This window comes from Marivivens sp. ABH4_498, from assembly GCF_056160585.1.
The window spans coordinates 623,948-637,673 of sequence record NZ_JBSWXL010000001.1; the positions used below are offsets into that span (position 1 = coordinate 623,948).

The 13,726-nt window shown below is 54.8% G+C and carries 8 protein-coding genes and 1 tRNA gene; 3 read left to right on the forward strand and 6 right to left on the reverse strand.

The genetic code is table 11. The features are described 5' to 3' along the window. Nucleotides 1-42: 42 nt before the first annotated feature. Nucleotides 43-1,275: an Hsp70 family protein gene (locus ACXAGA_RS03230; RefSeq protein ID WP_475116065.1), complete on the reverse strand. Its 1,233-nt coding sequence runs from the start codon at nt 1,273-1,275 to the stop codon at nt 43-45. Between the two features lie 174 nt (nt 1,276-1,449). Here ACXAGA_RS03230 and ACXAGA_RS03235 point away from each other — a divergent pair, with 174 nt between their 5' ends. After that, nucleotides 1,450-2,127 (forward strand): lysophospholipid acyltransferase family protein, encoded by a 678-nt coding sequence (locus ACXAGA_RS03235; protein ID WP_475116066.1) that lies wholly within the window; start codon nt 1,450-1,452, stop codon nt 2,125-2,127. A gap of 51 nt (nt 2,128-2,178) precedes the next feature. Here the strand turns inward: ACXAGA_RS03235 and katG are convergent, their stop codons facing one another. Beyond that, nucleotides 2,179-4,383: a catalase/peroxidase HPI gene (gene katG / locus ACXAGA_RS03240; RefSeq protein WP_475116067.1), complete on the reverse strand. Its 2,205-nt coding sequence runs from the start codon at nt 4,381-4,383 to the stop codon at nt 2,179-2,181. Between the two features lie 126 nt (nt 4,384-4,509). Here katG and ACXAGA_RS03245 point away from each other — a divergent pair, with 126 nt between their 5' ends. After that, the gene (locus ACXAGA_RS03245; protein WP_475116068.1) at nt 4,510-5,403 is read left to right on the forward strand and encodes a hydrogen peroxide-inducible genes activator; all 894 of its coding nucleotides are present in this window, start codon (nt 4,510-4,512) and stop codon (nt 5,401-5,403) included. Here ACXAGA_RS03245 and ACXAGA_RS03250 read toward each other — a convergent pair. Continuing rightward, nucleotides 5,397-6,185 carry an HpcH/HpaI aldolase family protein gene (locus ACXAGA_RS03250; RefSeq protein WP_475116069.1) on the reverse strand — a complete coding sequence of 263 codons (789 nt, stop codon included), beginning with the start codon at nt 6,183-6,185 and terminating at the stop codon, nt 5,397-5,399. The two genes, ACXAGA_RS03245 and ACXAGA_RS03250, sit on opposite strands and share 7 nt — an antisense overlap. Nucleotides 6,186-6,394: 209 nt before the next feature. Here ACXAGA_RS03250 and ACXAGA_RS03255 point away from each other — a divergent pair, with 209 nt between their 5' ends. Beyond that, entirely contained in the window at nt 6,395-7,561 is a 1,167-nt protein-coding gene (locus tag ACXAGA_RS03255; RefSeq protein ID WP_475116070.1) for a nucleotide sugar dehydrogenase, read from the forward strand. 74 nt (nt 7,562-7,635) lie between these two features. On the opposite strand, the gene ACXAGA_RS03260 is transcribed toward ACXAGA_RS03255, so the two are convergent. The 3 genes from ACXAGA_RS03260 to ACXAGA_RS03270 all read right to left on the reverse strand — a co-directional run bounded on the left by ACXAGA_RS03260 (nt 7,636) and on the right by ACXAGA_RS03270 (nt 13,619). Next, complete coding sequence (locus ACXAGA_RS03260; RefSeq protein ID WP_475116071.1) at nt 7,636-10,425, reverse strand: bifunctional aconitate hydratase 2/2-methylisocitrate dehydratase; 2,790 nt, start codon at nt 10,423-10,425, stop codon at nt 7,636-7,638. A 235-nt stretch (nt 10,426-10,660) separates the two neighbouring features. Then, a tRNA-Phe gene (locus ACXAGA_RS03265) sits at nt 10,661-10,735 on the reverse strand. A 112-nt stretch (nt 10,736-10,847) separates the two neighbouring features. Then, the gene (locus ACXAGA_RS03270; RefSeq protein WP_475116072.1) at nt 10,848-13,619 is read right to left on the reverse strand and encodes a calcium-binding protein; all 2,772 of its coding nucleotides are present in this window, start codon (nt 13,617-13,619) and stop codon (nt 10,848-10,850) included. Between the last annotated feature and the right edge of the window lie 107 nt (nt 13,620-13,726).

The window sequence follows — 13,726 nt, forward strand, 5'->3', positions numbered from 1 at the left end:
AACCGCGCCCAGTCACGGGTGAATGGGCCGTCTTGCCGCGCACTAACGCGCTGCGGCAATCGCCAATCCATCTACAACGGCGGTAAAGGCGTTCGTTTCCACGATTTTAGCACCAGGAATGACGGCCTGCGCCTCTTGGCGGACGAAGGACATCAAACTGGACCCACCAACCAAAACAATCGTGTCCACCTGCTGTGGTGCCACCTGCGCCTTCATCAGGGTTTCATAAATCGCCGTCCGCAAATCATCACGGAATCCCACCAGACAGGCGTTTAACGACCCCGCCGAAATCGCCGCCTGCAGACCCGTTTCCACCACGCCTAGATCAATCGCAGCGCCCGCCGCCCGGTTGTTAGCGTCGATTTTGCCGGCCTCGGCGGCGAAAGCCACGTCGTGCCCCAATCTGTCTGCAATCACATCGGCCAGACGCTGGATTTTTTCAGGCTCGCAGGCGTGTTTCAGCAAATCATCGACCATACGTTCCGTGTCTTTGGCGTATAGGAACGGGATCATCGCCCAGTTCGACAGATCGCCATAGACCGCGCGCGGCACAGGCAGCAGCCCATCCCCCAGCGTGCGCCGCAATTCACCACCCAATCCGAACAGCGGCATGACATGGGCCATGGAAACCGATTGGTCGAAATCCGTGCCCCCCAAACGAATGCCGTGACTGCCGACCACAGTCGGGGTGGCACCCGCACGGAACACCGTGAAATCGGACGTACCGCCGCCAATATCGACGATCAATCCAATCGATTGATCGGCCAGTTGCCCCCCGCTGGCGATTGCCGCGGCTTCGGGTTCGAACAGAAATTCGACGTTTTCAAAACCAGCCGCCAGATAACATGCACGCAAATCCTGTTCGGCGCAGGCGTCCCGTTCGGGGTCATGGTGGAACCGCACGGGCCGCCCCGATATGACGCAATCAAAATCATGCCCCGCAAGCTGGGCCGCACCGTTGCGCAACCGCAGCAGGAACTGCGTCACGATATCGGCAAGCGTCTGACGTTTACCGCCGATCAACCGTTTTTCATGAAACAGGGATGTGCCCAAGACCGATTTGAGGGCCCGCATATACCTGCCCTCTTCGCCCTCGATCAGGGATTCAGCGGCGGCGCGACCAATCTGCATGTCGCCGCCATCTGGAAAAAACACGGCGGTTGGCAATGTGTCGTGATCACCATCAAAATGAACGCGCACAATCTGCCCATCACGGACAAAGGCAGCCGCGGAATTGGATGTACCGAAATCAATTCCCAAACTTGTATTCGCCATATCCTGCCCGTCCGCGATTCAAAATCAAAGACAGCGACCTAACGCACCCAATCAATTGTCGCAACAGGTACAATTATGACCAAAGTCGTGCGCTATTCACCTTGAACCGGATGCACGCATTGATATCTGTCAGTCACACCGCAAATTTAACACCGTTTCGTCTGGCGCCCCCGCATGAACCTACGCAAAAAAATTGAAAATTCAGCCATCATCAACGCCGCAGTCAGCGGGGCGTTGACGCTGTATTTGCGATTTTGTTTTGCGACAACACGCTGGGACATTCGCGGCGCCGAAGGGTTTCGTCAGTCGGTTGCCGAAGGTCCAACCATATTGGTCATGTGGCACTGCGCGATCCTGATGGCGCCCGCGCATGTCGCCAAAGAAAAGGTAAAGCTGGTCACCCTGCGCGACCCGTCACCGGCGGGAAATCTGTCGGCAGGGGTTCAATCCCGCTTTGGTCTGTCGCCCATTTCCATGTCGGCCAAAGACACCAATCTAACAGCGTCCCGCAAAGTGCTGCGCCACCTACGGTCAGGCGGATCTATGGGGTTGACCGCGGATGGCCCCACGGGCCCAGCACGTCAATTGAAACCGGCCCCATTGGATTGGGCGCGGCGTTCCGGCGCAAAGGTGTACACCTTTGGCTTTGCCACCAAACGGCACCGCATTTTGGGGACTTGGGACAGCATGGTGTTGCCGTTGCCGTTCACCAGCGGGGCGGCGTTGTTCCTAGAATGGAACCATCCATTAGACAAAGATGCGGATGACACCCAACGCGCCGCAGACAGCGCCGCGTTAGAGGCTGCCTTGACCGCTGTTCAAGACACAGCCGTTCAAATCGCCAGCGCATAAAAAAATGGGGCCGCGCCGAAACGCGACCCCCACCCCATCCTACGGGTGTTCTTATTTTAGATCGAAACGATCCAATTCCATGACCTTGGTCCATGCCGCGATAAAGTCGGCAACGAATTTTCCGCCGTTGTCGTCTTGGGCATAAACTTCTGCCAAGGCGCGTAGCTGCGAATTGGAACCGAACACCAGATCAGCGCGGGTTGCGGTCCATTTCACATCGCCGGTGGCGCGGTCGCGGCCTTCGTACAGCTGGTCCTCTTCGACGGCTTTCCAAACGGTGCCCATATCCAGCACGTTTACAAAGAAATCGTTGGTCAACTGACCAGCGCGGTCCGTCAAAATACCATGCTTGGTATCGCCATAATTGGCACCCATTGCACGCATACCACCGACCAGAACGGTCATTTCAGGCGCTGTCAGGGTCAACAGCTGTGCTTTGTCGACCAGCAGTTCCTCTGCCGATGTGGTGAACTGTTGGCTTTGGTAGTTGCGGAAACCATCTGCCATCGGTTCCAGCGGGTCAAAGGATTCAGCGTCGGTTTGTTCGGCGCTTGCGTCCATGCGGCCCGGTGTGAACGGAACCTCGATATCGTGGCCCGCGTCTTTCGCTGCTTTTTCAACAGCGGCAGAGCCCGCAAGGACGATCAAGTCAGCCAAAGATACCTTTTTGCCGCCCTGTTCAAAGTCAGCTTTGATACCTTCCAGAACGTTCAGGACTTTGGTCAGCTGTTCGGGTTCGTTTGCTTCCCAATTGATCTGAGGTTCCAGACGCACACGTGCGCCATTTGCACCGCCGCGCAGGTCCGACCCACGGAACGTCGATGCCGACGCCCAAGCCGCCAGAACCAGTTCACGCACCGACAGGCCAGACGACAGGATTTTCGCCTTTAGGTCTGTGATTTCGGCCGCGTTTACGACCTCGTGATCGCATGCTGGGATCGGGTCCATCCAGACCAGTTCTTCGGCTGGTACTTCAGAACCCAGATAGCAGATTTTCGGGCCCATATCGCGGTGGGTCAGTTTGAACCAAGCGCGGGCAAACGCGTCTGCGAACTCTTCTGGGTTTTCCAGATAGCGGCGCGAAATCGGTTCGTAGATCGGATCGAATTTCAGCGACATATCTGCGGTTGTCATCATTGGGCGATGCTTTTTCGACGGATCATGCGCGTCAACGACCATATCTTCGTCTTCGCAATCAATCGGATGCCACTGGTGCGCACCGGCTGGCGATTTGCACAGTTCCCAATCGTATTTGAACAGCACTTTCAGGTAACCCATATCCCAAGTCGTTGGGTTTGGTTTCCACGCACCTTCGATGCCCGAACCGATGGTATCGCCGCCAATACCTGTGCCGTGGGTCGATGCCCAGCCCAGACCCATTTGTTCGATTGGTGCAGCCTCTGGATCGGCGCCAACCAGCGCAGCATCACCAGCGCCGTGCGATTTACCAAAGGTGTGCCCCCCCGCAACCAAAGCAACAGTTTCTTCGTCGTTCATCGCCATGCGGCCAAAGGTTTCGCGTACGTCGCGGCCCGAAGCCACAGGATCAGGATTGCCGTCCGGACCTTCTGGGTTCACATAGATCAGACCCATCTGCACAGCAGCCAGCGGGTTTTCCAGATCGCGGTCACCGGAATACCGGCTGTTATCTTTGTCAGAAGTCGCCAGCCATTCGCCCTCTGGGCCCCAATAGATGTCGGTTTCTGGTTCCCACTGATCGGGACGTCCACCGCCAAAGCCAAAGGTTTTGAAACCCATGGTTTCCAGCGCGACGTTGCCTGTCAGAATGAACAGGTCCGCCCAGCTCAGTTTGTTGCCGTATTTCTGTTTGATCGGCCACAGCAGACGGCGGGATTTGTCGATATTGACGTTATCAGGCCAAGAGTTCAGCGGCGCAAAGCGCTGCGTACCCGAACGCGAACCACCGCGGCCGTCAGCCGTGCGGTACGTACCGGCAGAGTGCCACGCCATACGGATAAACATCGGGCCATAGTGGCCGTAGTCCGCTGGCCACCATTCTTGGCTATCGGTCATCAGGGCGCGCAGGTCTTCTTTGACCGCTTCCAGATCCAGCTTTTTGAATTCTTCGGCATAGTTAAAATCAGCGCCCAGCGGGTTACCAGCCACAGGGTTTTGGTGCAGAACCTGCAGGTTCAACTGGTTCGGCCACCAATCGCGGTTACCGCGTGCTTTGTTGCTGACGTTTGGCACTGGGCCATGCATGACTGGGCATTTGCCCACGTTGTTACCATCCATTGGTCTCTCCCTCTGGGTTCGCAGTCGCGGCCTGCGCTGCGGCCTGATTTCATTCTGGAATCACTCTAACCTAAGGCGTTGATAAAAATAATTTGTATTTTCTGATAGGATATATAAGAAAAAGTTATGGATAATATCACACTCAGACAACTGCGTTACTTTGATGCTGTGGCACGGCTGGGCCATTTTGGACATGCGGCCGATTTTTGTTCCATCACGCAGCCCGCCCTATCCATGCAAATCAAGGAATTAGAGGCAACCGTCGGCGCGCCATTGTTCGAACGCACAACGCGGAACATCCGCCTGACCACCTTTGGCGAAGAATACGTAAAACGCGTGCGCGACATCCTGCGGTCCGTCGATGAACTTAGCGACTTTGCTCGCACTGCCGCGACGGGTATCGCGGGGCCGCTACGGATCGGGGTGATTCCGACCGTCGCGCCGTATCTGCTGCCTAGTCTGATGCGCCAGATTGATGATGTATTTCCCGCCGTAGCGGTCCACATCCGCGAAACAATCACACCGCGCCTGATCGAAGAATTGACCGCTGGCCGTATCGACACCGCGATCGTGGCCCTACCCGTGTCCGAATCCCAATTCGAAGAGGTCCCACTATTCACCGAAGATTTCGTTTTGGTGCGGCCCGAAAATGACGCCGACAAACCTGTCCCATCGGCCGAAATTCTGCGCGAAATGCGCCTGCTGTTGCTAGAGGAAGGCCACTGTTTCCGCGATCAGGCGCTGTCGTTTTGCTCGATGCCGTCCGTTCGACCGCGCGAAGTCATGGACGGCAGTTCGCTGTCAACCTTGGTGCAAATGGTCGGCGCAGGCATGGGGGTTACTCTGATTCCCGAAATGGCCGTGCCAGTGGAAACGCGGTCCGCTTCGGTCGCGGTTTCGCATTTCCCAGCGCCCCAGCCGCGCAGAACAATCGGGATGATCTGGCGTAAAACCAGTCCATTGTCTGATCATTTACGCCAAATTTCGGATGTCGTCAGGTCGTGTCGGCAGGATCAATAACGCCCGACCGAACCCGCAGACTGACCTGTCAGTTTTTCCAGCTCGGCCCGCGCGCCATCAATGATCAGCGACACGTCATTGATGCCCGCGACCAAACGAAAACCGCGGTGTTCCAATTCATCCCAGTCCCGGCCCGGACTGCGCACCGTCGCCAGCGGTTTGCCATGTTTTTTCGCAATAGATTCGACCTGATCAAACATGGGCAAAAACGCAGGGTCATCCATACGTTCCAGATACCCCGCAGAGGCAGCCAAGTCGTTTGGCCCAATAAAGATCCCATCGATACCATCGATTGCCGCGATTTGTTCTAGGTCAGCCACAGCATCAACGTGTTCACACTGAACCATGATCACGACCTCTTTGGAGGCGTTTTCGCGGGCGTAATCGGGCGTCGCCCCCCAATTGGAACCGCGCACGATAGGCGCCGCATAGCCACGATGACCGCGCGACGGATAATGGAATGCCGACACAATGCGGCGTGCATCCGCAGCGGAATTCACCATCGGCACGATGAAATTGCGAAATCCCCGATCCAGCGATTGTTTGATGACGGTGTCGGACCCTTCGGGCAGGCGCAAAACCACGGTGCCACCGGCCGCTTCGACCGCGCGGGACACATGGACCCAATCCTCTAACCCGCCGCGCCCGTGTTCGCCGTCAATCACGATGACATCCCAACCATGGCGCACCATGATTTCAGCGGTGTCCGGGCTGCCCAATTCGGACCAAGCTGCCGCGATCATCTTTGGCTCTGCAAAACGGGTTTTGAACGGGTTGTTCATGTCTTCACCTAAAATTTGGCCCGTTGGCGGTTCACCTAGGGGCAATGTTGCAACTGCGATAGGTTTGAAAACACGAAGATGCAATTGCGGTCTTTGAAAATCGATGCGGATACAACAGTTTGGCGTTATCCGCTTTACCCGCCTTGCATAGCACAGCTATTTTACAGGCGATTTTGCGGTCTTTGTACCCGCCGACCAAGGTAATTGATATGAAAATTGCAGTTGCAGGATTGGGCTATGTTGGCCTGTCTAACGCCGTCCTATTAGCCCAGCACAACAGTGTGACAGCCGTAGATATATCCGATGAACGTGTGTCGATGGTCAATAACGGCATATCCCCGATTGTGGATGCCGAACTGTCCGATTTTCTGAAAAACCGCGACCTGTCTTTGACGGCTACGACCGATTTTGCCGCCGCCTATTCGGGCGCCGATTTCGTGATCGTTGCCACCCCTACAAACTATGACACGGTCAGCAACTATTTTGACACCTCTAGCGTCGAAGCGGTGATCGATCAGGTTTTGGCCGTGAATGACACGGCTGCCATCGTTGTGAAATCAACCATTCCAGTAGGATTCATCGACCGTATCCGCGCCGAAAAAGACACCGACCGCATTCTGTTTTCGCCCGAATTCCTACGCGAAGGCCGCGCGCTGTACGACAACCTGCATCCCAGCCGTATCATCGTGGGGGAACAATCGGATCGTGCCCGCACCTTTGCCGACCTTTTGCTGCAAGGCGCCGAAGAAACCGATGTCGAGGTTCTGTTCACCGACCCATCAGAAGCCGAGGCGATCAAACTGTTCGCCAATACATACCTTGCGATGCGCGTCGCGTTCTTTAACGAATTGGACAGCTATGCCCTATCGCGCGGCATGGACAGTCGCCAGATCATCAATGGCGTTAGCCTCGATCCGCGCATTGGGGCGCATTACAACAATCCGTCGTTCGGTTATGGCGGCTATTGTCTGCCCAAAGATACCAAACAGCTGCTTGCGAATTATTCCGAGGTTCCACAAAACCTGATCGCGGCAATCGTCGACGCAAACCGAACCCGCAAAGATTATCTGGCAGACCAGATCATTGCCCGCGCACCAAAACAGGTCGGGGTATATCGTCTGGTGATGAAAGCGGGGTCCGATAATTTCCGACAGTCGTCGATCCAAGGCATCATGAAACGCATCAAGGCGAAAGGCATCAACGTTGTCGTCTATGAACCCGTGCTAGAGGATGACGATTTCTTTGGCTCGCGCGTTGAACGTGATCTGACGGCGTTCAAATCAGACTGTGACGTGATCATTGCCAACCGCATGACCGATGACATCAGCGACGTCGCCGACAAAATCTTTACCCGCGATTTGTTCGGCGCGGACTAAACGAAAAGGCCCCCGAAACGGGGGCCCTGTTCTGTTAGAAAAGGCGCCGATCATCTGACCGGCGCCTTTTGCTATTAGAAATGTGCGGACTGTGTCGTCGCAGGTTTCGCCAAAGGCGGTGCAAATTTGGTCAGGTTGATGCCTGCAACAGCCTGTTTGTATTCGCTGATGGTTGGCGTGCGGCCCAGAATTGCGGACAGAACCACAACAGGGGTCGATGCCAGCAGGGATTCACCTTTCTTCTCGGCGCTGTCCTCTACCACGCGGCCTTGGAACAGGCGGGTCGAGGTTGCCAGAACGGTGTCACCTTTTGCCGCTTTTTCCTGGTTACCCATGCACAGGTTACAGCCCGGACGTTCGAGGTACATGATGTTCTCGTATTCGGTGCGAGCTTGCGCTTTGGGGAACAGATCGTCGAACTCGAAGCCCGAATATTTCTGCAGGATGTCCCAGTCGCCTTCGGCTTTCAGTTCGTCGATGATGTTGTAAGTCGGCGCAGCAACAACCAGCGGCGCGTTGAATTTCACTTCGCCGTTTGCTGCCTCTAGGTTTTTCAACATCTGAGCAACGATTTTCATGTCGCCTTTGTGAACCATGCACGAACCGACGAAACCCAGATCGACCTTTTTCTCGCCACCGTAGTAGGAAATCGGGCGAATGGTGTCGTGGGTGTAACGTTTCGACACGTCTTCGTTGTTCACGTCAGGGTCAGCGATCATTGGTTCGTCGATCGCGTCCAGATCAACAACAACTTCGGCGTAGTATTTCGCGCTGTCATCAGGGGTCAGGGCAGGTTTTGCACCCGATTTGATTTCTGCGATACGTGCGTCGGCTTTGTCGATCAGGCCCTGCAGGGTTTTGGCTTCGTTATCCATACCCTTGTCGATCATCACCTGAATACGGTCTTTCGCCAGTTCCAGCGAACCGATCAGGGTTTCATCGTTGGAAATACAGATCGACGCTTTCGCCTTCATCTCTGCAGTCCAGTCGGTAAAGGTGAACGCTTGGTCCGCCAGCAGGGTGCCGATGTGAACTTCGATGATGCGGCCTTGGAACACGTTGTCGCCATGCTGTTTCAGCATCTGCGATTGGGTCGCGTGTACCACGTCACGGAAATCCATGTGGTCTTTCATTTCACCCTTAAAGGTGACTTTGACCGATTCAGGGATTGGCATGGTGGCTTCGCCAGTTGCCAGAGCCAGCGCAACAGTACCCGAGTCAGCACCGAATGCGACGCCTTTGGACATACGGGTGTGGCTGTCGCCGCCGATGATGATGTCCCAGTCGCTGACGGTGATGTCATTCAGCACTTTGTGAATAACGTCGGTCATCGAATGGTATTCGCCTTTCGGGTCACGCGCGGTGATCAGGCCGAAATCGTTCATGAACTTCATCAGTTTCGGGATGTTGGCTTGTGCCTTTTTGTCCCAAACGGATGCCGTGTGACAGCCCGACTGATACGCACCGTCAACGATTGGCGAAATGGTGGTTGCCGCCATCGCCTCTAGTTCCTGCGATGTCATCAGACCGGTGGTGTCTTGCGAACCCACGATGTTCACTTTGACGCGGACGTCGGAACCAGCGTGCAGCGGGTCTTTGGACGTGACGCCAACAGCGTTGCGGTTAAAGATTTTTTCAACAGCGGTCAGGCCCTGATCAGGTTTGCTGATCTCTTTGGCTGGGGCGAACACTGGGGTTGCTTCAACGCCCAAAGTCTCTGCCGCAAATGTCTGCAGTTTCTTACCGAAAACGATCGCGTAGGAACCGCCGGCTTTCATGAATTCTACTTTTTGCGGAGTGAAAGCACCCGATACGTCAACCAGCTCTTCGCCGGATTCGCTCAGCAGTTTCTTTTCTTTGGTGTTGATCTTCAGAACAGTGCCGGTTTCGACCGAATATTTCTGTTCCAAAACAGGGCTGTCGTCGTTGTTCAGGATCGGTTTGCCGTCTGCATCAACTTTTTTGACCCAGTTTTTCAGGTCCAGACCGATACCGCCGGTCACGCCAACAGTGGTCAGGAAGATCGGCGAAATGCCGTTGGTGCCTGCAACAACTGGTGCGATGTTGACGAACGGAACGTATGGGCTGGCTTGTTTACCGGTCCACAGCGCCACGTTGTTCACGCCGGACATACGGGACGAACCAACGCCCATGGTGCCTTTTTCAGCGATCAGCATAACGCGTTTGGTTGGGTGCTGTTTTTGCAGCTCTTGGATCTCGGCCTGTGCTTCTGGCGTGATCATGCATTTGCCGTGCAGTTCACGGTCCGAACGCGAGTGCGCCTGGTTACCTGGCGACAAAAGGTCGGTCGAGATATCGCCTTCAGCAGCGATGTAGGTCACGACTTCGATTTCTTCTTCGACGTCTGGCAGTTTGGTAAAGAATTCCGCCTTGGAATAGCTTTCCAGAATGTCTTTGGCGACTGCGTTGCCTGCTTTGAACGCGTCACCCAGACGGGCCATGTCAGCGTCGTACAAGAACACTTGGGTTTTCAGCACGTCAGCAGCCTGAGCAGCGATCGCAGCGTCATCGCCCAGCGCCAGATCCAGCAGAACAGCAACCGAAGGGCCGCCTTTCATGTGCGACAGCAGTTCGAAAGCGAACTCTGGGGTGATTTCAGCAACGACTGCTTCGCCCAGAATGATTTCTTTCAGGAACGCAGCTTTCACGCCTGCGGCGCTCGTTGTGCCCGGCAGCGTGTTGTAGATCAGAAAGTTCAGCGAATCTGCGCGGTGTTCGTTTGCTTCGTCTTTGATCTGCGCGATCAACTCAGCAACCAGCGCACCATCGTCGATTGGCTTTGGGTGCAGACCTTCGCCTTTGCGCGTTTCGATCTCGTTCAAGTAATCAGCGTATAAGCTCATGATTGTCCCGTCGGCTATGTGTTTATGTAGCTAGAGCGCCGGGTGTCAGAGGCTTCTGGCGAGTCCGGGAAAGCTCATTGTATGCCGCAGTATACCAAAAGGTGCCCGCTTGCAAGTTCAACTAAGCTCCTAAGGCTTTTCATCGCTTTTGTACATCACGCACACGCGCGACGCATAGGCGCACGATATAGGCGACGATCAACGTAGAATTTTATGTATAATCAGGTTGGGAAAGTGGTGCCCAGGGGCGGAATCGAACCACCGACACGAGGATTTTCAATCCACTGCTCTACCCCTGAGCTACCCGGGCACGGGATGCAAAAGCGTTTGCTTTTGCTTGGGTAGCGGCCTTCTAATTTGGTTGAGCGGGGGTGTCCAGAGGCATTTTCACACAAAATGCATCTGGACTGATTTTTCTTTGATTATTTGCGACCGGCCGGTTTGCGCAAAGACAAATAAACCGAGGATTTGAAGCCGTGATCGTTACGGGAGACAACATCGCGGTTGCGCAGTGCCGAAATGACAAACCCCAGAATGCCGCGCGCGGCACGCAGTGCACCAGGGTATGGTTTCAGGGTACGAGCCAGCCATGGGCCAACGCGCCAGTAAACCCAGATGAACACGCGGCCCAGTGCATAGTGGACCAGAACGTGGTCGCGGACTTTGCGCAGGTAGGCCACATCAGGGTGGTATTTGTCCTGATACGCCGCCGTCGCCACAAAGCAGTCCCCTGCCAGACCAGCCTCCAGATCAGGCACATTATCTTCGCCTTCGGCGTCCTCTTCCTCTGGAGGAAGGCCTGTAATGCCGTCTTCGGCAACTTGCGTAGCCGCCAATGGCGCGGCGACTTCTGACAAGGCGTCGTGCGTATCTTGGTCAAACGCATAGCGGCTGACCGTATCCATGTCAGACGACAGAGCGTTGACGAAGGCATTGAACGGATCGGCTTCCAGCGCCTCTAGAATATCGGCGGCCGCGGCACCGAATGCATTCAGGTAATCCAGCAGACTGACCGTTTCGGTATCCTCGAAAAAGGTTTCAAGGTTTTCCGCGTCCAGCATATTCAACAACTCTGGCAGGTTTTCCGCAGGGATGTCGGCCAGCAATTTATCCAGATCTTCGTCTTCCAAAATGTCCGAGATTTGATCAGGCGAAAGCTCGGCCAGAAAATCCACAACGTCCTGCGGCGTTCCGTTGACCATGACGTCGGCAAAGGCATCATAGTCGTCCATGTTAACCACATGGTCGATGGTTTGCGCGGTCTGCTCTGGCGCTGTGAAATCGACCAAGGCTGCATCCAGTTTATCCAACTGACCAGCGGCACCAATCAATTCGGTTGTACCGCCTGCTTCGTGGAAAAACACCAGATCATCTTCGAACACTTGTACGGTGTCCATAAGGTCGGACAGGTTGTCGTAATCCCCCATGAACGACAGCGTGTCACCCGTTTCAACGTCGAACCCCGTAACAATCGTATCGCCAGAGGTATCGACGAACAGGTGGCCCGTGCCATCGGTGATATCGATGTCGTTTTCGCCTTCTTCGGCAAAGATGATGTTTTCACCCGCACCCGCAACGACGGTATCGTGGCCTTCGCCCGTGACGATGGTGTCGTCGCCATCACCGCCGTCCAGATAGTCATCACCCGAGCCGCCATAAATGCTGTCGCGGCCTTCCATACCGTATAGCGCGTCATCGCCCAAGTTGCCTTGGATCGTGTCGCCGTGGTCCGTGCCGACCAGATGATCGTTGTAATCTGCGTTCCGGTCTACGCGGGCGTCATTGCCCCACATATCAACGCCGGTCCCTGTCGAAAACTCTAGCTTTACGATGTCATAGCCATCAAGAGACAGATTGATGGTGCCATTGCTGGCCGTCACTTCGTCGCCCATGAACGTTTCAGTGTAAGGGCGCGCCAATTCGGACAACGGGTCGCTTTCATCCAACCAATCTGACCACGGGTTATCAATGGTCGACAGTTGCTGGACCCATAGGTGATCGTAATCACCAACCAGTTCATCAATGTTCAAATTCAGATCAATACCATCTGCAGAACGGGACGAGATAAAGATAACAACCGTCTCATCGCTGCCAAAGGCATTGAACCACACCTGATCTGTGGCGCCGTCTTCGCCGATCTCATCCGACAGATAGGCAGGTGTGCTGATATCCAGAACCTGGGTACCTTCCAAACTGCGCGACATCATCCGCATGACTTCGCCAGCAGCCGTCAATTCGCTGGCAGTACCGCCAGGTGCATCCGTGTCGTTATAGATGCGTGACAAACGTGTGCACAAAGATTTGTAGGTCGTGCCCCAAACAGATGCCTGATCGACACCGCGTTCGGACATCGTTTCCATAATCTGGATCAGGTTCGAGGCGTGCTCCATCCCGAATTCGCTATAGTCACGTGCCTGCACGTTCCATTCAGACACGTAATATTCTACGTCACCAAAACCTGGCGCATCCGCGATCTGATCCATACGATCAAACATGACCTGACCATTGACCGCGTCGTCCAGCGTATTTGGATAGTAGTGAGATTCGATAACGTCGATATAGCCACGCGTTTCGATGTCGATCTGGTTCAGGATTTTAGGGATATCATCCCCGTCCCATGGCAAAACCGACTGCATGGCGATTTTTGGCGCGTCCCAGCTGTCTGGATCATCCAGCTCTGCACGATAGTTTTCGATCACGGTGTTCAGTTTGTCCGCCATGACATTAACCATGCGGCCATATTCAACAGCAGACGAACGGTCCCCGTTGTCGTACCAATATTCGTTCCCGATCGTAATCGTGTCGATGTTCACGTCGCCATATTCACCGCGGATCAGCGCATCGATGCGATCCATCAGGTTGTTGACGGCGGTATGGTTGATGTAGCGGTTGCCGTTGCTGTCCGTTTTCGACGAAAAATAGCCTTCGGTCGGCAATACCCAATCAACAGTTGCGTCTTTGCTATCTGCATATTCGACGAATTGACCGGCCGTAATAAAATCGTCGTCCAGAACTGGTTCGCCGTCCAATTCCCAAAAACGATCGTATTCAGCCGAATTAGGATTAAGGATTTTTTCGGTTACAGTTCCACCCGGAAAACGAAACGAATTCGCACCCATTTGATCAACGAATGTATCGTATTGACCATCTTCGCGAACGCTGTCTTTTGTGAACAAAGAATTCAGACCGAACATTTCTGAAGTTAGAACATCAGAGCTGTATTCTGCTTCTCCAAATGTTAACCGATGAACCGACACAACCGCCCCCGCAGGCAACCTGAAATCCGGACCGTCACCGACGA

Coding starts and splice junctions, on each gene's coding strand:
- ACXAGA_RS03270 (WP_475116072.1), bottom strand. CDS start 13,619: ATGTTCGGTCTGAATTCTTTGTTCACAAAAGACAGCGTTCGCGAAGAT.
- katG (WP_475116067.1), bottom strand. CDS start 4,383: ATGGATGGTAACAACGTGGGCAAATGCCCAGTCATGCATGGCCCAGTG.
- ACXAGA_RS03255 (WP_475116070.1), top strand. CDS start 6,395: ATGAAAATTGCAGTTGCAGGATTGGGCTATGTTGGCCTGTCTAACGCC.
- ACXAGA_RS03235 (WP_475116066.1), top strand. CDS start 1,450: ATGAACCTACGCAAAAAAATTGAAAATTCAGCCATCATCAACGCCGCA.
- ACXAGA_RS03230 (WP_475116065.1), bottom strand. CDS start 1,275: ATGGCGAATACAAGTTTGGGAATTGATTTCGGTACATCCAATTCCGCG.
- ACXAGA_RS03250 (WP_475116069.1), bottom strand. CDS start 6,185: ATGAACAACCCGTTCAAAACCCGTTTTGCAGAGCCAAAGATGATCGCG.
- ACXAGA_RS03260 (WP_475116071.1), bottom strand. CDS start 10,425: ATGAGCTTATACGCTGATTACTTGAACGAGATCGAAACGCGCAAAGGC.
- ACXAGA_RS03245 (WP_475116068.1), top strand. CDS start 4,510: ATGGATAATATCACACTCAGACAACTGCGTTACTTTGATGCTGTGGCA.